Source organism: Armatimonas rosea (assembly GCF_014202505.1).
In the GTDB taxonomy this organism is placed as follows: domain Bacteria; phylum Armatimonadota; class Armatimonadia; order Armatimonadales; family Armatimonadaceae; genus Armatimonas; species Armatimonas rosea.
The window spans coordinates 1,036,136-1,055,058 of record NZ_JACHGW010000001.1; the positions used below are offsets into that span (position 1 = coordinate 1,036,136).

Sequence of the window (18,923 nt, forward strand, 5' to 3'; positions counted from 1 at the left end):
CCCCTGCCTGGCGGGGGTTAGGGGATAGGATCGGAAAACTCGCGCAGGCACTCCGCCGCCACCTCGCGCAGGCGCACCGAGCGCGCGTCCCGGCTCATCCGCCGCAGCACGGGCTGGATATTCCCATCCCGCGCCGATGTCAGGGCGAGGCAGATCGCAATCGCCAGGTCTTGCAGTGTCAGAGGCTCCTCCGCGATAACCGCAAGCTGGGCACGAAGCGCAAAGGGAAGGGTAAAGACCGCCTCCCCGCTCAGGGGCGTGAGAGTGCGTGTGAGAGCCCGCTCCAGCAAAAGCCGCTGCGACATGGGGGCGTGCACATAGGCCTCAAGCAAGAGGGGAATCAGCTCGGGCGAGGTGCAGTGGGGAAGGTACTCCGCTAAGAGCAGGTTTAAGCGTTGCTGGCGCCGCTGCGCGGCAAGCGATTTTTTAGGGGTGAAGGGGCTCTCCGTAAAAAGGCCCAAGATAAGCTGGATAAGAAAAATGCCTTTAATATACGGAATATGAAAATGCTTCATTGTCAACAAGATGAGGACGTAACCAACTACGGACACTGTCGGCTTAACAAGTAGTTGAAACCGCCAGTATTTTTTGACTAAGGGGCGGTCGCCTTGTTGTTGTGCCAGGAGAAACTCCACGGCTTGCTCGGGCGTGAGGCTTGCCAGAACGGGGTCGCTGTCTTTCCACGCTTTGCTGGCTATGCGCTCGGCGAGGCGGGTTTGCCAGGCGTCGGGCGGTATTTGCCGTTGCTGTTGCACTAGCGGCTACTCTCCAAGGAGGCGAGGCACTCCAGGGCGGCTTCGTGGAGGCGCTCGGTGGGGGCGAGGTGGGCGATCTCTTGGGCGAGGGGACGGATGGCGTGGTCTTGGAGGCTCCCGAGGGCGAGGAGCAGCGCGATCCGGAGCTCGTCGGGCGTTTCGAGGGCTCTCAGCCAGGCATGAAGCGGTGCGCGGGGGAGCGCGGCGAGCTCGGTGGGGCTGGCGTAGGCGAGCTTTTGCGCCAGCCGCGCCTGGGCGAGCCCGATCAGAGGTGGCTGTGTGGATACGGGGAGCGCGGCAAGGAGGGTCACCCGGTCCACGAGGGACAGTGGGAGCGTGTCGTCCTTGAGAATCGCCAGCAGCTGAGCGTAGAGCTCGGCCTCCTCACGTCTCTCGGTGTTGGCACGGGTGATGAGCATCGGGAGCCAGAAGGTCATGAGGAAGATCAGGGCAAGAAGGGGCAGGGGCTGGGCACTTCCAAGGAGAGCGGGCAGGGCGATTAGCAGTAGGAGTCCGATCACCAAGACCGTGCTGAGAGGGAGCAGGGCGCGCTTGAGCAGCGGGTTCTCTCGTCGCTGGGCGTAGCGCTGGGCGAGGGCAACGGGGGAGAGCGCTTGCTGCTGCGGCATACGCATATTGTACCGGCTAGAGGCGGCGCACGACGAGCCGATAGAGCATTCTGGGGCCGCCCCGCTGCTGTGCATCTCCGATTTCGAGGAAGTACATGCCGTCGGTGGGGGCGGTAAAGAATAGGCGGCGGTCTACGCGCAGGCGGCCCGTGGCGAGCGTGAGCATCCGGCGCTGGGAGTCGCGCAGGCGCACGAGGGGATCGAGGTCGGAGAGGGACGAGCGTGCCCCGGTGACCGTGATCTCGAGTTTCTCGCCGCGCTTTAAGGGGAGCTGGTAGAGATGCGCTTGGTCGTTGTCCAGGTTGGTCTGGACGGCGAGTGAGGGAGCGGGCACGAGGGAGAACGCCTGGTCGAAGCGGCTCAGGGGCTTCTTGACCGTCACTTCCTTCACCGCGGCGACAAGCACGGGCAGCTTGATGGTCGGGCTGTCTTTGGGATGCACGAGCGTGAGCTCGAACGACTCGGGCGGGCACTCGGCGGGGACGATTACTTCGACCGTTGCTGTGTTGGGTTTCGTGTCGAGGAGCTTGGCTTGAAGCGGGCCCTTGACCGTGACCCCGCTCGGGGTGAGGTTCTCTCCGGTGAGCGTCAGTGTGGTCGTCTGCCCCGCCACCAGCCCAAAGACCGTGAGCTCCTTGAGCGTGGGCTTATTTTGCACGGCTCTCGATGCTCCGCAGGAATTTTCGTGTTGTCAGGTCCCAGAGAAAGAGCTTGCCATCGAGCGTCCCCGCGATCAAGGTCTTGCCATCGGTGGTGGCGGCGAGGCTCGTGACCCAGTCCGTGGCATCGCCAAGCTCTAGCTGGTAGTCGCGCCCATTGGCCGCAAAGACCTTGATCTTGCGCGATGCGGAGACCCAAAAAAGGCGCTGGTTGTCCGGGGAGAAGGCGCAGGCGGTGAGGGCTTCGGCCTCGTACTGGGTGGCATCGGGGTTCTCAATAGGGCCGTCTTTGACACTCCAGATGCGCACGGTCTTGTCCGCCGAGCCCGTGACGAGCCGCTTGCTATCGGGGGAGAAGGCGAGGCGGACGATGGCATCCTGGTGGGCATTGAGCGCTGCCACCCGGACACCGTCTTTGGTGCGGTAGAGCTTGGCAGTGCGGTCGGCGCTTGCGGTTGCCAAGAACTCCCCCGACGGGCTATACACGACGGCCAGCACGGTATCGGCGTGGTCTTTCAGGAGCCGAAGCCGCTGGCCCGTTGCTACATTCCAGAGCGCGGTGGTCTTGTCGAGCGAGCCGGTCGCGATTTCGTCGGTGCCACTGCGCCACGCCACGGAGACCACCACATCGGTGTGCCCTGTGAGGGTCTTCTCCACTTTTCCGCTGGCAAGCGCAAAGATCGCTACCTCGCCGCTCTCGCCCGGGACCCCACCCGCCGCCGCGAGCCGCTCCCCACTTGCCTCCCACGCTAGGCTCTGCACTTGATCGGCGCATCCGGTCAGCGTCTTTTGCAGCTCTCCCGTCAGCGGGTCCACGAGCCGCACCACCCGGTAGCCGCCCACCGCGAGGGTCTTGCCGTTGGGAGACAAGGCGAGAGCAGTGACAGGGGCTAACCCACCCCTTGCTCCCCTCCCTTCGCCCCTCGGAACGAGGGTTTCAGGCGAAGGGAGGGGCTGGGGGAGGGATGTCGCCGCCACTAGGCTATCGATTTTTGCCCCCTCATCGATCCAGCGCTTGAGGGTGCCGAGCTGGACCTTATCGAGCGCGCCGCTCGGGGGCATCTTGGGCTTGAGCTCGCCGTTACAGTAGCGCAGGAGATTGCTCTGGGCACCCTTGCCGGGGACGACCGCAGCGCCGTGCCGGCCACCGGCGAGGAGCTTGGCGACCGTGTCCATGGAGTAGCCGCTGGCGGGGGTGGGGCCAGAGTGACAGCCCATGCAGCTGGGGCGCAGGATCGGGAGGACGTCGCGGCTGAAGACAATCGCTTTGGCTGGGGGCGGCTGCGTCATGCCCCCGACCAGAGCTCTTTGACCGGCTGGCACTCGGGGAGGATGGCGACCGGGCGGCCCGACGGTGAGATGAGATGCTTTTCGTAGTCGATCCCGAGCGCGTGGTAGATGGTCGCGGCCACTTCCGTGGGGCGAATCGGGCGGCTGACCGTGTACTCCCCGCGCTCGTCGGTCTCCCCAATCACTTGGCCGCCGTGGACACCCGCGCCGGCAAAGAGCATACAGCCCGCGTTGCCCCAGTGATCGCGGCCAGCGTCTTTATTGAGCTTGCTCGTGCGCCCGAACTCCCCGAAGACGGCGACAAGCGTGTCTTTCAGCAGGCCCCGCTCGCTCATGTCCGAGAGGAAGGCGGCGAGGGAGCGGTCCAGCGCGGGGAGGGCGCTGTCGCAGCCCTCGTAGATCTTGGCGTGGTGGTCCCAGCCGCCTTGGTTCACCAAGACAAAGCGCGTGTTGGCCTCCACCAAGCGCCGTGCGAGGAGGAGCTGGCGGCCCCAGAAGTCCTTGCCGTATTTGGTTTGGGTCGCGTCGGACTCGGCCTTGAGGTCAAACGCCTTGCGCGCCTCGGGGGAGAGGACTAGCTGTGCGGCCTTCTGCTGAAACGCATCCATGCTCGTGAGCGCATCGCTGTACTCGAACTTCTTAGCGACATTGTCGAGGGCTTGGCGCATGCTCTGGCGGCGGGTCAGGCGCTCCTCCGCGACTCCGGGCAGGAGCGAGAGGTTCGGCACCTGCCAGTTGCCGTCGCCGACATTGCCCGCCTTAAACGACTCGTAGCGCTCCCCAAGCCAGGCCGCTTTCCCCAGCTCCCAGGTGAAGCTGGCGTTGCGCGGGATGGCGATATGGGGCGGGAGGGTGCTCAGCGGAGCCAGCTCATGGGCACAGATCGCGCCGAGGCTGGGGTAGTCGCCGCCCTGCATCAGGCCATAGTTTCCCGTGAGCATCCACTGGGTCGCGGTCTCGTGGTGGTCGGAGCCGGTCACTTGCCCCCGGCAGAGCGCGTAGAGGTGGGTAAGCTTCGCCAGCTCGGTCATCTTGTCGGAGAACTTGATCCCGGCTAGCTTGGTCCCAATCGTGCCGTACTTGCCACGAATCTCCGCCGGGGCCTCGGGCTTGGGATCGAACGAGTCATGATGCGTCAGCCCGCCCCCGAGATAGACCACGACCACGTTCTTGGCAAGTGGCTTCTCGGTTCTGCCGGATGCCTCACGCGCCAGGAGCTCTGGCAGGCTCAGCCCCACTGCGGAGAGTGCCCCAAGGCGCACGAAATCCCACCGCGTCATCCCATCGCAGCGCGCATACTCCCGACCGGCATTGACATCCAGCATCGTCGTTCTCTCTCTCCCTAGCTTTTAGCTGGGATAGTTCTCGCTATGGAGCTCCATTGCCACCACTCGCCCACGGCGGAAGCGGAACAGGGCTTTGTACTCAACTCCCTGCTTTGGGGTTCCGACACGGTGGTGGTAGGACCAGACTTCGTCTCCGGGCATGTAGGTGCTACCACCGCGCCAGGTGGGCTTGCCCATCTCCCGGAAAATCTTCTCGGGGCGATCCCCGATGCTAATTCCACGTCCTGTTTCTAGGGGAAGCGGCTTTGCCTCGAACTTGAGATCGCTCACCCAGGCGGCATCGGTGCTACGGGACATCTCTTCCGCACTCGGAAAGAGCCGTAGGTGCTTCAGCGCGCCATCGCAGTCGCCGCTTCGTACTAGGACATAGCCTGTCTTCGGATCGCGTAGGTGAACTTCCGTCGATTTTTCAATCGTATAACCTGCCAGTAAAAACTCAAGAGGTGCCTTCATTTTCTTTACCTTGTGTTATTCCACCAATGGCGCTCGCTCTGTTTTGTGAAGCATCAGACTACATTGGCTTCTTCGGTCAATTATACCGTTTATCCCGCCGATGGGAACGGCCGGACTGAAGAGCCTACGGCTGCGAAGGGCGTTCCTCCCATAAATCTGAGTATGCCCGGCACGGGCTTTGTAGCGGAGCCTGCGACGCTCTCCAGTCCCGCCCCTCCAACGGGCGGGATCAGTGATTGAAGAGAAACTCCGGGCTGTTGAGGAGCGCCCAGAGCGCGTCTTGCAGGGCTTCGTCGCGGTTCTTGGCAGCCGTGAGCTGGGCTTCGAGCGCGAGCCGCTCGGCGGGCTTGGGGTAGCGGGCGAGGGCGGCAAGAAAGAGCGTGTCCAGGATCTCTTCGTTCGTTTTCTTGGCCCTCACCAGCTGGCTGACAATCCCCTCGCCGCTGGTGAGCTTATTCTGCACCTCTTGGGAGTTGAGCAGCGCCAGTGCCTGCCCGAGGGCGGGCTCGCAGGTGCGCTCGGACTCGCCAGAGAGAATGCGCGGCGGGCGGCCAAAGGTGTCGAGCATCACGGAGGGAATCTCGGCATCGGCGACCTCGATGGCGCGCGCTCCCTCAGGCTGGCCTTGGTAGCGGTCGGGGACCTGGGTCACTTGCGCGAGGGCATCGGCGAGCTCCTCGGCAGGGAGGCGACGTGGGAGGTAGTGCGAGAAGTAGCGCGTGTCAAGGCGGCTACTCGGGGTGGCGGTGCTGGTGCGCTGGTAGGTGATCGAGAGGCAGATGGTCTTGAGCAGGGCCTTGAGCTTGAAGTTGCTCTTGCGCAGGTCCGCGGCGAGGGCGGCCAGCAGCGGCTCGTTGCTGGCGGGGTTGGTGGAGCGCAGGTCGTCGATCGGCTCCACAATCCCGCGTCCAAAGCAGCGCGCCCAGAGCCGGTTGGCGGCGTTGCGCGCGAAGTCGTCTTGGGCCACGAGCCAAGCGGCTGCCTTCACCCGCCGGTCTTCGTCCTTGGCGAAGACCAGCGCGGAGCGGTCGAGGGGGCGCGGCTCGGAGATCTCGTTGGTGCGCAGGTGGCGCAGGTTCGGGTCGTGCTTGGCCTCGAGGCGCTCGGGGATGCCGTCCTCGTTCTCGCCGCCGCCGCTGACTTGGTGAAAGAGCGCCGCAAAGTGGTAGTAATCGTCTTGCGTGAACTTCTCGCTCGGGTGGTTGTGGCACTTGGCGCACCCGATCCGCTGGCCTAGGAAGGTCTGGGCGATCAGCTCCGTGGAGTTCTCCGTGGCGCGCACCCAGTAGCCCTGGTTCGGTTTCTGCGGCACACGGCTGAGCCAGAAGAGGCCGGCCCGATTGTCTTCCAGCGGCCCCGAGGCGGTGAGGATCTTGGTGGCGAGCGTGTCCCACCCGGTATCGGCGTTGAGCTGCTCCGCGAGCCAGGCCTGGAGCTGCAGGGCGTACTTGCGGCTCATGTTCTCCTTGCGGAGCGTGAACAAGTCCCCCAGCTTGAGCGCCCAGATCAGGCCAAACTCCGGGCGGGAGAGCAGGCTGTCGATGAGCTTCTCGCGCTTGTCGGGGGCTTTGTCGTCGAGAAAGGCGCGTGCCTCAGCCTCGGTGGGGAGGGTGCCGATCAGGTCGATAGAGACGCGGCGCAGAAACTCGCTCTCGGTGCAGCGGCCCGACGGCTCGATATGGAGCGCCTTGAGCTTTGTGTTGACCGCATCGTCGATGTAGTTCGTGCGGGCGGTGAAGGCGCTGTCTTTGAGTTGGTTGGGGAACGGGGCGCTCAGGCGGACAATCGTGAGCTTGTCGCGGTACTTGGCCAGCACTGCGGTCTCCCCCGAGCGGAGCTGCTTTGCCATGCCATCGTCGGTGACCGAGGCGATCGCGGGATCGTTGACGGAGAACAGGGCGCGGTGGGTGACATCCTCGGTGCGGCCATCGGTGTAGGTGGCGCGGACCAGCAGGCGCTGGGTCTCGCCGGGCAGGAGCGTGCGGTCGCCGGGGAGGATCTCGAGCTTGGCGAGGGGCGCTTCTTTCTCAGCCGGGCCGGGTGCACCCTGCTGGAGCCAGCCGAGAAGAAGCTGGTGCTCGGGGGAGCCCTTCGTGAGCACCGTCCCGCCGCGATGGGGAAGCTCGCCCAGCGGCTTGCGTAGAAACAGGCTCCGCTCCGGTGCCTCGCGGGTGATGCGGCGGCCACTCAGCGCCTTGACAATCGCCAGAAAGTCCTGCTCGGGGGCGTAGCCGCGCAGGGAGAGCTTAAAGCCGCCCTTCCCCGACGCCGCACCGTGGCACGTCCCTTGGCTGCAGCCCAGCTTGGCGAGGGTGGGGGCCACATCGTTGACAAAGGAGTAGGTGGGGGCGACTCCGGTGTTCTTGACGCCCACCGGAATCTTGGCGCTGACACTGCCTAGCTCGGCCTTGAGCGCGCCCGTGCCGTCGGTGCGCGGCATGAGCGTGCTTCCTGCGAGCTGGAGCAGCGACGGTGGCCAGGTGCTGAGCTTGGCCTGGCCCGTCACGTCTTTGCGGCTCCCATCGCTCAGGACCGCCGTGACGAGCACCCGCTGCCGTGCCAGGCGACCGTCCAGCGCCACCGACGACGGGGTCACTTCCAGGCGTGCAACCTTGGGGGGCGTAGCGGCTAGGAGCACAACCGCGAGCAGTGAGGCGAGCATGGTGGGATGATACCAGAATCCAGGCACTGTGAACTTTCCGATAGAGCGCAACGGAGTGGGGGGTGGGGTGTCTCTGTTTGTGGAGGAAAGAACCATGAAACCAACCATCGCCGCCCTTCTCTGCTTGACCACCCTCGCCCCACTTCCCGTCGTGGCCCAGACCAGCCACCCCGTGAGCAAGGTGGTGAAGACTGTCCAGAAGCACCCCACGGCCACCGGAGTAGCGGCGGGAATCGCCACCCATGCGGCGCTGAAGCGCTCCGCAGCGGCCAAGAAAAAGCAGCGCCAGAAGCTCACCTGGGCCGAGCGCCACCCGACCCTCACCGGGATCGCCGCCGGGGCCGCGACACGACTGGCGATCAAGAAGTCCACCGCGCCGCACAAGTAGGTTTTTAGCAAAGCCGGGCAAGGGTACGATAGGGGCAATATGACCCTTCGTACCTTTGACCCCACCCGCGACTACCCTGCCGTCGTCGCCATCTACAACGCCAACTTCCCAGGCTTCCAGGAGTCCGAGAATGAGTTCCGCTTTAGTGACAATTACCGCGACGAAAAACACCACTTTGCTCGCCTTGTCGCGGAAGACGATAGTGGCGCGGTTGTTGGCTTTGGCCAGAGCGGCCACGACACGCACAGCTTCCACCCCACCCACTTTGAGGTAGATATCTTTGTCGCGCCCGAGCAGCAAGGGAAGGGCTACGGCAAGGCGCTCTTTGACCGCGTTCTCGCCGACCTGGCACCTCTCCAGCCCACCGTGCTCCGTACCCACACGGTCGAGGGCACCGAGCGCGCCCTGCGCTTCCTCACCGACCGGGGCTTTGTTGAGGGCATGAGCTACGCCGAGTCGTGGCTCGATGTGGACGCGTTTGATCCCAGCCGCTTTGCCGGTGCCGAGGAGCGCGTGCTCTCCCAGGGGATTCGTCTCACGACACTGGCGGAGCTGGGGGCCACCAACCCCGACGTGCGCCAGAAATTCTACGCGTTCACCCAGATTATCCAGGCCGATATTCCCTCACCAGAGCCCTTCACGCCGCTCCCCTACGAGGTCTGGGCCAAGCGCTTTGAGCACGCGGGCTACCTCCCCGAGGCGAACTTCTTGGCACTCGATGGCGACTCCTTTGTGGGGCTGAGCACGCTCTGGGCACGTGAGGCCGACAACCACCTTCAGACCGGAGCCACGGGCATTGCGCGCTCGCATCGCCGTCGGGGGATCGCGCTTGCGCTGAAGCTTCGTGCGCTCGCCTTCGCCAAAGAGCGCGGCGCTCCCATCATCCGCACTGACAACGAGGTTAACAACGAGGGAATGCTCTCGATCAACCGGGCACTGGGCTTTGTGCGCCAGCCCGGCTGGGTCGGGTTTGTTGCTTCCCCCCCATCCCCCGCCGGGCGGGGGTTAGGGGGCAGGAGAGAGGCGGTATACTAACGCGTTATGCTAGCTAGAGAGCTTCGCCAGAAGTACATTGAGTTTTTCGAGAGCAAGGGTGCCCTGCGCCTCCCCTCCGACCCGCTGCCCACCGACGATCCGACGCTGCTGTTTACCGTGGCGGGGATGGTCCCGTTCAAGGCCTACTTCGAGGACCGCGCCACGCCGCCGCGCCGTAGCATTGTCACGAGCCAGAAGTGTCTGCGCACCAAGGATATCGAGGACATTGGCGATATTAGCCACTGTACGTTCTTTGAGATGCTGGGCAACTTCAGCTTCGGGGACTACTTCAAGAAAGAGGCAATCGCCTGGTCCACGGAGTTTCTCTTCGACGTGCTGAAGCTGGACCGAAGCCGGATTCGCGTGACGATCTACCAGGACGACCAAGAGGCCTACGACTTCTGGCGCGCCAATGGCATGCCCCACGAGCGCATCACGCGGCTCGGGCAGAAGACCAACTACTGGCCCGCCAATGCGATGGTCGAGCAGAGCCAAGGTCCGTGTGGCCCGTGCTCGGAGATCTTCTTCGACCTGCAGCCGCACCTGCCGTTTGACCAAGAGTGGGACGGCGAAGGCACGCGCTGGCTGGAGATCTGGAACAATGTCTTCACGCAGTTCACCGGCCAGGGCACGGGCGCTGACTACAAGCTGATTGAGCTGCCCAAGAAAAACATCGACACCGGCATGGGCCTGGAGCGCACTGCGGCGGCGATCAACAACCTCGCCGGCCCGTTCGAGACCGACCTCCTGCGCCCCGTGATCGCCGTGATGGAGCAGCTCTCGGGCAAGAGCTACACGTCGACGCCCGACTCCACCACCGATATCGCCTTCCGCCGGATCGCCGACCATGTGCGTGCCACCACGTTTCTCCTCGGCGATGGCGTGACGCCCGGCCCGAGCGCACAGGGCTACATCCTGCGCCGCCTGATGCGCCGCGCGATTGTGGCGGGAATCCGGCACCTGGGCTTTGAGAGCGAGACCTTCATGGACCGCGCGGTTCCGGGCGTGATCGAGAACATGAAGGACTACTACCCCGAGCTCGTGGATCGCCAGGAAGCCATTCTGGAGGCCGTGAAGCTGGAGGAGAAGACCTTCCGCGATGCGCTCCGTAATGGCCTCGGGCGTCTTGAAGACGAGCTGGCGAAGGGAACCCTGGACGGTGCCCGTGCCCACTACCTCTATCAGACCTTCGGCCTGCCCTTTGAGGTCACCGCCGAGGTCGCGCTGGAGCGGGGGATTACGCTCGACCGTGCGGGCTACGACGCGGCTGAGGTTGCTCACTCGGAGGCGTCCAAGGACAAAGAGAAACAGACCTGGGTGGTCACCGATGAGGGCACCAAGGAGCTGCTGCGCAACCTGCCGCACACGAAGTTTGTTGGTTACACCCAGGCCTCTGAGCAGACGCAGCTTGTGGGGATTCTCCAGAGTGGCAAGCCGCTTCAGGAGCTCGCTGAGGGCGAGGAGGCGGAGCTAATCCTAACAAGCTCGCCGTTCTACGCCGAGAGCGGCGGCCAGGTGGGGGACACGGGGACGATTACCTTCGACCAGGAGCGCGGTGCCGGTGTCGTGTACTCGTCGTCGTTTGCGGTCACCAACACCCAGAAGCGCGATGGGCTCTGGTTCCACCACGGAAAGGTGACATCGGGAACACTCACCCTCAACGCTGATGTGACCGCACAGGTGGACACGGCGCGACGTGCGGCGATCCTGCGCAACCACACGGCGACCCACTTGCTCCATAAAGCGCTACGCTCCATACTCGGAACCCATGTCGCGCAGAAGGGCTCCCTGGTCGCGCCCGACCGCCTGCGCTTCGACTTCTCGCACAGCGCCGCCCTCACCGACGACGAGCTTGCCAGTATCGAGGCCGAGGTGAATGCGGCGATCTACGCGGGCTACGGCGTGGAGACGGTCGAGACGAGCCAGGACGATGCCCGGGAGCGCGGCGCGATGATGCTCTTTGGGGAGAAGTACGGCGATGTCGTGCGCATGGTCTCGGTCGGGGGCAAGTACTCGGTCGAGCTCTGTGGCGGAACCCATGTCAAGAACACCAACGAGATCGGGCTCTTCAAGATCATCTCCGAAGGCTCCGCGGCGGCGGGTGTTCGGCGTATCGAGGCGGTGACGGGCGCGGGCGCGCTGGCCTATCTCAATGCCAAGCTCGCCACACTGGAAAGTGCAGGCGCTCTGCTCTCGGTCAAGCCGGACTCCGTTCCGGAGGCAATCGAGCGGCTTCAGGCGCATGCCAAAGAGCTCCAGAGCGAGCTAAAGTCCCTCAAGTCCGCTGCCGCAGGCTCGCTCGCCGACACGCTGCTGGCCGAAGCGACCGAAAAAGACGGCTACAAGGTCGTGATCGCATCGGTGGAGACCGACGACGTCAGCAAGCTGGCCGATGAGCTGGTCGGGCGTATCGGTGCGGGCGTCGTGGTGCTCGGTGCGGTCTCGGGCGAGAAGCTGGTCTTTGTGGCGAAGGCGACAAAAGATGCGGTCGCCAAGGGAGTCCACTGTGGCAACCTCGTGAAGGCGGCGGCCACAGCGGCCGGCGGTGGCGGCGGTGGCCGCCCGGACTTCGCCCAAGCCGGAGGCCGCGATGCCAGCAAGCTGGGCGAGGCGCTGGCCGCCGCACGTGCGGCGCTCTGACGCCGCCCACAGGAACGTGGGCGGCTCGCTTCGCTGCTGGCCTGCGGCCTCAAAGTCGCTCCGCGACAGACTAAATTCCCCCCCTTCGCGAAGCCGCACCCAGAGGGTACCCGGGTGGCGAGCCCTAGCGAGCCGGGGGAGGTTGCTACTGCTGCTCCTCCTCCTCCTAACCCCTCTCGCCCACGCACAACCGCCTCTCGTAGTCTCGTCGCCGCCCGATGCGACGGCGCTGAAGCTCAAAGGTGCGTTTGGCTATGTCCACACGGCCACCGGAAAACTCCCTGAGCCCTCAACGGAGCCCCTGGAAGCCCTCATCGCGCGCGCCGAGCGCGGCGAGATTCGCCTTGCGGTTGTGCAGGAGCCGCTGAAGGGCCTGCCAAAGCTACGCCGCCTGCGGTTGGTTGGGCAGGGTATCGCAGACCGAAGCGCGGTTACCTCGCCGTCAACTCGGACGCTGGGCCTGGTGACAGCGGCGGACTTGACAGGGGAAGGGCGACCTGTTGAGATCGTACGGGGTGGGCTGCGACAGATGGGCTACTTTGGCGCGGGCCTGGAGATCCTTGAGGAGACAAAGGTTCCTCTCTTGATTATCTGGGGGGCGCTCGCGGGTCTTGGGCTGGGGCTTGCCATTGCCGCTCTGCGCTGGCCAAAGCTGCAAGTTGCGGCGGGGAATGCCTTGGCGGTTGCAACTGCGGGGACGGTGGCGCTTCTCTTGGCAGGCTTTGCCTTTCCCATCGCTGGGCCCGCTGTTTTTGTGGTTGCGACCGCGGTGCTGGCGGTGATCTCGCAGCCAAGCAAGTACCCACGCGCCCTCCAGAACCTGCTACTCGCGCTGGTTCTATTGGTAGTGCTCGACACACTCTTTCGCTGGAGTCTCGTCGCAAGCTCGCCGCTCTCGGGGTACTACGACTCGGGGATTCGGTTCTATGGGATCGGCAACGAGTACATGGGCCTGCTGATCGGGGCGGCGCTGATGAGCGTGCCGAAGAAGTGGCTCGGCTGGGTGGGGGCGGGGATCACGCTTCTCTTGGGCTTGCCGATGCTCGGAGCCAATGCCGGGGGGGCGATGGCGGCGAGTGTCGCGTTTTTCCCCCCGAGCAAGAAGTCTTGGTGGCGGGTGGTGCTACCGTTTGTGGTGGTCGTTGCGCTGGCGGGGCTGGATCGCTTGCAACCCGGCGTGGCGCAGTCGCACATTGGGCAGGCGGCGGGGAAGGGGCCGAGCGCGTGGGGGGCGATTATCCTGCGCAAGCTCGCCATGAACGCCCGCCTGACCGTCGCGGGGCCGACTCTGCTGGCGCTGGGAGTGGCCGGTGTCGCGGGCTGGCAGCTGCGCAAGCCCTTTGCGCGGCTGGAGAGCGAGCTCCAGGGGCGTGTGGTGCAAGCCCTCTGGGGAGCGGGGGCAGCGATTGCCTTCAACGACTCCGGAACCATTGCCGCGCTGCTCTTGTTGGCTCCTGTACTGGTGGTCTGTCTAGAGAAAAGCCTACCTTCCCCCGCCGACTCGGCCGCCGCAAGCTGAGGGCCGAATCGGGTATACTTGCTAGTCGGAGCACCGACGCTCTCTTGGCACAGAACCTATGGACAACGATCTTTTCGACCTCTCTACTACCGACCCAGACCCGCGCGCACTGCTGCGCTTGATGTTCCTCTCCCGCGAGGGAGACCGCCGCGAGGGGATTCTCCTGCGGCAAGGCAAGGGCTGGTTTCAGGTCTCGGGAACGGGGCACGAGACCCTGGGCGTCCTTGCCTGGGGACTGCGGCCCGATGACTACCTCTTTCCCTACTACCGGGATCGTGCGGTTGCCCTCGGGCGAGGCGTGACCACGGCGGAGCTGGCGAGCGCCTATCTGGCCAAGGCGGGCAGTAGCAGTGGCGGGCGGCAGATGCCCGGCCACTACTCCAGCCGTCGCCTCAATATCTTCTCGGTCGCGACCCCCACGGCGGCGCAGTGCCTCCCCGCGGCGGGCGCGGCCTGGGGCTTCAAGCTCGCCGGGACCGACCAAGTGGCGGTCGCGATGGTCGGGGATGCGGCCACACGGCAGGGGGAGTTCTACGAGGCCGTGGCCTTTGCCCTGCAAGAGAAGCTCCCCGCGGTCTTTGTGATCGAAGACAACCGCTACGGCATCAGCACACCCACCGATAAGTTCTTCCCCTACCGCATTGGAGCGCTGGGGGAGAAGGCGCTGGTGCGGGTCGATGCGCGCGATCCCTTTGTGCTGCTCGCGGCCTTTCGCGCCGCGGTGGCACGGGCGCGTGCGGGCGAGGGACCGACCGTGCTCTGGTGCGAGCTGGACCGGCTCTGCTCGCACACCAGCAGCGACGACCAGCGGCTCTACCGGGACGCGGCGGACCTGGCGATCGATGCCGCGCGCGACCCGCTCGCGCTCCTGGCGCAGAAGCTGATCGCGGAGGGCGTGCTGACCCCGGCGGAGTGGGAGGCGGAGCAGGCGGCCTTGGTGCAGGAGGTCGATGCGGCCTACCGCGCCGCCGAGCTCGAGCCCGATCCGGTTCCCGAGCCCCTGACCCACCTCTTTGGGCCCGCCAGTGTGCCGGTCGCCTCACCGTACCGTCCCAGCGAGCCCACGACCATGGTGGCCGCCGTCAACGAGACCCTCAAGCAGGCCCTCCGTGAGAGCGAGAAAGTCCTGCTGTTTGGTGAGGATATCGAGGACCCCAAGGGCGGTGTCTTTGGGCTGACCAAGGGGCTGACCACGGCTTTCCCCACGCAGGTCTTCAACGCCCCACTCGCCGAGGCGACTATCTTAGGGACCGCGGTCGGACTCGCGGCGACCGGCTTCAAGCCGCTCTTTGAGATCCAGTTCACCGACTTTCTCCCGCCCGCCTTCAACCAGCTCCTAACCAATGTCGCCAACCTGCGCTGGCGCACCTGTGGCGAGTGGAGCTGCCCGATGGTGATTCTCGCGCCCTACGGTGCCTACCTGCCGGGCGGGAGCATCTGGCACTCCGAGAGCAATGAGGGAATCTGGGCGCATGTTCATGGGCTCAATGTGGTGGTTCCCAGCACGCCCGAGGACGCTGCCGGGCTGCTCTGGAGCGCGATCCATAGCAACGACCCGACTCTGTTTTTGCTTCCCAAGCATATCTTCCGTAAGCGGGCCCTGATCTCTGCTCAGGCCGAGCCCATCCCACTGGGGAAGGCTGTTGTCCGCAAGCCTGGCCGTGATATCACTCTCGTGACCTTTGGCAACTGTATCGAAGTCGCCGAAGAGGCGATCGAGCAGAGCGGGCTCTCTGTGGAGCTGATCGACCTGCGCTCGGTGATGCCGCTGGACATGCAGACCATCGTCGCGTCGCTAGGACGAACCGGGCGTCTCGTGGTTGTCCACGAGGACGCCCGCACGACCGGGATCGGGCAGGCGATCATCACCGAGGTCACCGCCAACCCCGAGCACTTCCAGCTCCTCTACTCCGCCCCGCAGCTCGTGGCGCGCCTAGACACCTACATCGGCTACAACCCCGTGCTAGAGTACGCCGCACTCCCCAGCGTTGCGCAAGTAGTCGCCGCGCTCCAGCAAGTGATGGAGTAGGGGAGAGCCATCTCCCTGCCGCTTAGACGGCTTCCCTCTTCCCCTTTTGCTCCTTCGTCGCGGGAAGAGGGACTGGCTGGAGTGCCCCTCTTCCCGGCGAGGGACGAGCCATTAGGGGAAGAGGGGAAGCGCTCTAAGGCGCGGGGAGATGGCTCCCCAATACCCCCTCACCCGGCGCGGACAAAGGGGTCGGTGTAGATCTCGGCGAGGGAGGCCCCCAGGAGAAAGGCCTTGCGCTGGGCACCCTTGACCATCTCGGGGTTGCCGCAGAGATAGACACGCCAGCCGCTCGTATCGGGGATGGCACCGAAGGCGGCGACATCGGCGCGGGGGCCGGTGGCGCTAGTGCAGAGGGTGTAGGTGAGGTTGGGGTGGGTGACGGTGAGCGCCGCTAGCTCGCCTTGGAGGTAGAGCCCGTCCGGGTGGCGGCTGCCGTGGAAGAGCTGGATCGGGCCGGTATGGCCTTGTGCAAGGGCATCGCGGACGATTCCCAGGAGCGGGGCGAGGCCCGTGCCCGTGCCGATCAGCAGGAGAGGGCGCGTGGGATCGTCGGGGAGATAGAAGCAGCTTCCTTCAGGGCCGAAGAGATCGACCCATGCCCCAAGCTCCAGCGCCTCACAGAGCCAGCCGGATAGCTGCCCCTGAGGGAGGCGGCGGACGTGCAGCTCGATCGTGCCGTCACTCGTAGGCGGCGCGGCGAGGGAGTAGGAGCGGCGCAGGCCATCGGGGCGTCGGATGGTAATAAACTGGCCGGCCATAAAAGGAAAGGCTTCCTCGGCCTGAAGGCGCAGGCGGAAGATATCCGGCGCGAGCTGCTCGCGGGCGAGGAGCTGAGCCCGTGTGTGTCCAATTACCCCATCGCTGGGAAGCGCGACCGTCAGCTCGCTCTCGGGCTGGGCGATGCAGCTGAGAAAGTAGCCCTGGGCCCTCAGGGTATCTTTGAGGGCTTTCTGGGAGCTCGCGGGGGGCGTGCCCTGCGTGGCGCGCACGAGGCAGGAGCGGCAGACACCGCTACGGCAGGAGTGGGGGATCGCCCCTCCCTGCCGTAGTAGCGCCGTCAGCACCGTCTCACCGGGCTCCGTGGGGTAGGAGCGTCCTTCAAACGTGACGGTGGGCATGCTCGCTAGCGGTCCAGCACATCGTTGCGGGTGGTCTCGGCCAGCGCGGCGACCTCCGCGATATCGGAGTCGGGGATGCCTAGCTCCTTAAGCGTAGCCCCCAGGTCCTCGACCACGGCATCGAAGTGGGAGTCGTTGAGGCCGCGGGCGACAAGGTGCCGGTGGCCGTCGCGCATGTCTTTCCCCGTGTAGTGGTGCGGTCCCCCAAAGACCATCGTGAGGAACGCCTTCTGCTTGGCGGCCTGCCGCTCCATATCGACCCCCTCAAAAAAAGCGCTGATCCTATCGTCTGCCAGGACCCTCCGGTAGAACTTATCCACCGCCAGATCCACGGCGGCCTCTCCGCCAAGACGCTCATAGAGAGTGCTCATGATTGCTTACCTTTCGTGTCCAAGTAAATTTGGACTTACATGTCCGATTATTGCAAATCCCTCTCCCCGAGACCTCCCCTAAATGGCGTATTGAGGGGGAGCACGAAAATGGCGCTTCATCGCGTATAATGCTTGATCATGGCAATTGTGCAGAGTATTGTCGCCACGGACTGTGGCTCGACCACCACCAAGGCGATCTTAATTGAGCGTCAGCCCGATGGCGTCTACCGGCTTGTGGCGCGCGGTGAGGCACCCACAACCGTCGAGGCCCCGTTTGATGATGTGACGGTTGGAGTGGCCAATGCTGTCCGTGAGCTGGAGGAGCTGACGAGCAAGAGCTTCCTCGATGCCAACGGCCGCCCGACCACCTCGGAGACCCATCTCTATCTCTCGACCTCGTCGGCGGGGGGCGGCCTGCAGATGACGGTCGCGGGGGTGGTCAAGGAGATGTCGGCGGAGTCGGCGGAGCGTGCGGCGCTGGGAGCCGGTGCGATTATCATGGACACCCTCGCGGTCAACGATGGCCGCAAGGACTACGAGAAAGTGGAGCGCATCCGCAGCCTGCGCCCAGACATGATCCTGATGAGCGGGGGCACCGACGATGGCAATGTGGTGCCGCAGGTGCAGGAGATCGCGGAGATTCTGCGCTCTGCCGACCCCAAGCCGCGCCTGGGAATTGGGCTGAAGCTGCCCGTGATCTTTGCCGGAAGCAAGCTCATGCGCGAGGCGGTCACCGAGACCCTGGGCGATACGGTCGATCTGCGCATTGTCGATAACCTGCGCCCCAGCCTCGCGCAAGAGAACCTGCCGCCCGCCCGTGAGGAGATCCATGAGCTCTTCTTGGAGCACGTCATGCAGCAGGCGCCCGGCTACTCCAAGCTCAAGACCTGGACCAGCTCGGACATCATGAGCACCCCGCTGGCCGTGGGCAAGATCATGGAGACCATCGCCCGCGAGCGCAGCATCAATGTCCTCGGGGTCGATATCGGCGGGGCCACCACCGATGTCTTCTCGGTCTTTAAGGGGATCTACAACCGCACGGTCTCGGCCAACCTGGGGATGAGCTACTCGATCTGTAATGTCCTCACCGAGGCGGGGCTGGAGAACATCAAGCGCTGGCTGCCCTTCGACCTGGGCGACTCCTACATCCGCAACCAGCTGCGCAATAAGATGATCCGCCCGACCACGATCCCCCAGGACCTCAAGGACCTCCAGATCGAGCAGGCCGCCGCCCGCGAGGCGCTGCGCCTGGCCTTCGAGCACCACAAGAGCCTGGCCCGCGAGATGGTCGGAGTCCAGCAGAGCCGCGATATCGGCGAGATCTTTGAGCAGGCCGCGGGTGGAAAGACCCTCGTGGACATGTTCTCGCTGGACATGATTATCGGCTCGGGCGGGGTGCTGGCCCACGCGCCGGAGTTTGCCCAGACCTGTATCATGATGATGGACGCCTACGCGCCCGAGGGCCTGACCACTCTGGCCAAGGACTCGATCTTCATGATGCCCCAGCTCGGGGTGCTCTCCGTGCTCCTCCCCGAGGCCGCGACCCAGGTCTTTGAGAAGGACTGTCTGATCCGCCTGGCCGACTGTATCGCGCCGGTGGGAACGGCCAAAGACGGCGAAGCCTGCTGTACGTTTGTGATCAATGGCACCACCCACGATGTCAAGTTCGGCCAGCTCGTGCTCCTGCCGCTGGAGCAAGGTGCCACCGCGACCGTCGAGTGCCGCCCCGCCAAGAACTTCGATCTAGGCCAAGGCAAGGGCAAGAGTGTCACGTTTAATGTCCAAGGCGGCGAGGTTGGTCTGATCCTCGACTGCCGTGGTCGTCCGATCGCCATCCCGGACCAAGACGCCGCCCGCGCCGCCAAGATGCGCGAGTGGCTCAAGGCGCTGAAGCTACGCAGCGAGTAGGCATCGCCGGGGTGTGCCGGGGATTGAAAATCCCCGGCAAGCGTTTTTAGGGAGCGTCCCGAGGACGCGTCGAGCCGGTTGGTTCCCGCGTCCCCGGGACGCTCTTTGCCTTGTGCCGGGG

At 64.9% G+C, this 18,923-nt stretch carries 15 protein-coding genes; 6 read left to right on the plus strand and 9 right to left on the minus strand.

The features are described 5' to 3' along the window. Positions 1 to 17: 17 nt before the first annotated feature. From HNQ39_RS04750 to HNQ39_RS04780, 7 genes are all read right to left on the minus strand, one after another. On the minus strand, positions 18 to 461 hold the full coding sequence (locus HNQ39_RS04750) for a hypothetical protein (protein WP_184192801.1): 444 nt from the start codon (positions 459 to 461) through the stop codon (positions 18 to 20). Between the two features lie 293 nt (positions 462 to 754). Next, a complete protein-coding gene (locus HNQ39_RS04755) occupies positions 755 to 1,384 on the minus strand; it encodes a hypothetical protein (RefSeq protein ID WP_184192802.1) in 630 nt (209 codons plus the stop codon). Positions 1,385 to 1,400: 16 nt separating this feature from the next. Next, complete coding sequence (locus tag HNQ39_RS04760) at positions 1,401 to 2,042, minus strand: hypothetical protein (RefSeq protein ID WP_184192803.1); 642 nt, start codon at positions 2,040 to 2,042, stop codon at positions 1,401 to 1,403. Next, positions 2,032 to 3,333 carry a WD40 domain-containing protein gene (locus tag HNQ39_RS04765; protein ID WP_184192804.1) on the minus strand — a complete coding sequence of 434 codons (1,302 nt, stop codon included), beginning with the start codon at positions 3,331 to 3,333 and terminating at the stop codon, positions 2,032 to 2,034. The genes HNQ39_RS04760 and HNQ39_RS04765 overlap by 11 nt, the downstream gene beginning before the upstream one ends. Beyond that, the gene (locus HNQ39_RS04770; RefSeq protein ID WP_184192805.1) at positions 3,330 to 4,658 is read right to left on the minus strand and encodes a DUF1501 domain-containing protein; all 1,329 of its coding nucleotides are present in this window, start codon (positions 4,656 to 4,658) and stop codon (positions 3,330 to 3,332) included. Before HNQ39_RS04770 ends, HNQ39_RS04765 begins: the two co-directional genes overlap by 4 nt. A 24-nt stretch (positions 4,659 to 4,682) precedes the next feature. Continuing rightward, positions 4,683 to 5,132, minus strand: coding sequence for a hypothetical protein (locus HNQ39_RS04775; RefSeq protein WP_184192806.1), 450 nt, complete (start codon positions 5,130 to 5,132; stop codon positions 4,683 to 4,685). Positions 5,133 to 5,361: 229 nt separating this feature from the next. Next, the gene (locus tag HNQ39_RS04780) at positions 5,362 to 7,794 is read right to left on the minus strand and encodes a DUF1549 domain-containing protein (RefSeq protein ID WP_184192807.1); all 2,433 of its coding nucleotides are present in this window, start codon (positions 7,792 to 7,794) and stop codon (positions 5,362 to 5,364) included. 94 nt (positions 7,795 to 7,888) lie between these two features. Between HNQ39_RS04780 and HNQ39_RS04785 the strand changes: the two genes are divergently transcribed. From HNQ39_RS04785 to HNQ39_RS04805, 5 genes are all read left to right on the plus strand, one after another. After that, entirely contained in the window at positions 7,889 to 8,182 is a 294-nt protein-coding gene (locus HNQ39_RS04785) for a hypothetical protein (RefSeq protein ID WP_184192808.1), read from the plus strand. 39 nt (positions 8,183 to 8,221) lie between these two features. Further along, positions 8,222 to 9,217, plus strand: coding sequence for a GNAT family N-acetyltransferase (locus HNQ39_RS04790; RefSeq protein ID WP_184192809.1), 996 nt, complete (start codon positions 8,222 to 8,224; stop codon positions 9,215 to 9,217). 6 nt (positions 9,218 to 9,223) lie between these two features. Then, positions 9,224 to 11,857: an alanine--tRNA ligase gene (gene alaS / locus HNQ39_RS04795; RefSeq protein ID WP_184192810.1), complete on the plus strand. Its 2,634-nt coding sequence runs from the start codon at positions 9,224 to 9,226 to the stop codon at positions 11,855 to 11,857. A gap of 142 nt (positions 11,858 to 11,999) precedes the next feature. Beyond that, a complete protein-coding gene (locus tag HNQ39_RS04800; protein ID WP_184192811.1) occupies positions 12,000 to 13,376 on the plus strand; it encodes a hypothetical protein in 1,377 nt (458 codons plus the stop codon). Between the two features lie 58 nt (positions 13,377 to 13,434). Further along, positions 13,435 to 15,405, plus strand: a complete 1,971-nt coding sequence (locus HNQ39_RS04805; protein WP_184192812.1) for an alpha-ketoacid dehydrogenase subunit alpha/beta — start codon at positions 13,435 to 13,437, stop codon at positions 15,403 to 15,405. A 167-nt stretch (positions 15,406 to 15,572) separates the two neighbouring features. Here HNQ39_RS04805 and HNQ39_RS04810 read toward each other — a convergent pair whose 3' ends face one another. Continuing rightward, positions 15,573 to 16,523 carry a 2Fe-2S iron-sulfur cluster-binding protein gene (locus tag HNQ39_RS04810; protein ID WP_221289806.1) on the minus strand — a complete coding sequence of 317 codons (951 nt, stop codon included), beginning with the start codon at positions 16,521 to 16,523 and terminating at the stop codon, positions 15,573 to 15,575. 5 nt (positions 16,524 to 16,528) lie between these two features. Then, complete coding sequence (locus HNQ39_RS04815; RefSeq protein WP_184192813.1) at positions 16,529 to 16,894, minus strand: group I truncated hemoglobin; 366 nt, start codon at positions 16,892 to 16,894, stop codon at positions 16,529 to 16,531. Between the two features lie 138 nt (positions 16,895 to 17,032). On the opposite strand from HNQ39_RS04815, the gene HNQ39_RS04820 reads away from it, so the two are divergent. Then, the gene (locus HNQ39_RS04820) at positions 17,033 to 18,802 is read left to right on the plus strand and encodes a glutamate mutase L (RefSeq protein ID WP_184192814.1); all 1,770 of its coding nucleotides are present in this window, start codon (positions 17,033 to 17,035) and stop codon (positions 18,800 to 18,802) included. The last annotated feature ends 121 nt before the right edge of the window (positions 18,803 to 18,923 follow it).

Coding starts and splice junctions, on each gene's coding strand:
- HNQ39_RS04810 (WP_221289806.1), bottom strand. CDS start 16,523: ATGCCCACCGTCACGTTTGAAGGACGCTCCTACCCCACGGAGCCCGGT.
- HNQ39_RS04805 (WP_184192812.1), top strand. CDS start 13,435: ATGGACAACGATCTTTTCGACCTCTCTACTACCGACCCAGACCCGCGC.
- HNQ39_RS04780 (WP_184192807.1), bottom strand. CDS start 7,794: ATGCTCGCCTCACTGCTCGCGGTTGTGCTCCTAGCCGCTACGCCCCCC.
- HNQ39_RS04770 (WP_184192805.1), bottom strand. CDS start 4,658: ATGCTGGATGTCAATGCCGGTCGGGAGTATGCGCGCTGCGATGGGATG.
- HNQ39_RS04815 (WP_184192813.1), bottom strand. CDS start 16,894: ATGAGCACTCTCTATGAGCGTCTTGGCGGAGAGGCCGCCGTGGATCTG.
- HNQ39_RS04755 (WP_184192802.1), bottom strand. CDS start 1,384: ATGCCGCAGCAGCAAGCGCTCTCCCCCGTTGCCCTCGCCCAGCGCTAC.
- HNQ39_RS04785 (WP_184192808.1), top strand. CDS start 7,889: ATGAAACCAACCATCGCCGCCCTTCTCTGCTTGACCACCCTCGCCCCA.
- HNQ39_RS04765 (WP_184192804.1), bottom strand. CDS start 3,333: ATGACGCAGCCGCCCCCAGCCAAAGCGATTGTCTTCAGCCGCGACGTC.
- HNQ39_RS04790 (WP_184192809.1), top strand. CDS start 8,222: ATGACCCTTCGTACCTTTGACCCCACCCGCGACTACCCTGCCGTCGTC.
- HNQ39_RS04820 (WP_184192814.1), top strand. CDS start 17,033: ATGGCAATTGTGCAGAGTATTGTCGCCACGGACTGTGGCTCGACCACC.
- alaS (WP_184192810.1), top strand. CDS start 9,224: ATGCTAGCTAGAGAGCTTCGCCAGAAGTACATTGAGTTTTTCGAGAGC.
- HNQ39_RS04775 (WP_184192806.1), bottom strand. CDS start 5,132: ATGAAGGCACCTCTTGAGTTTTTACTGGCAGGTTATACGATTGAAAAA.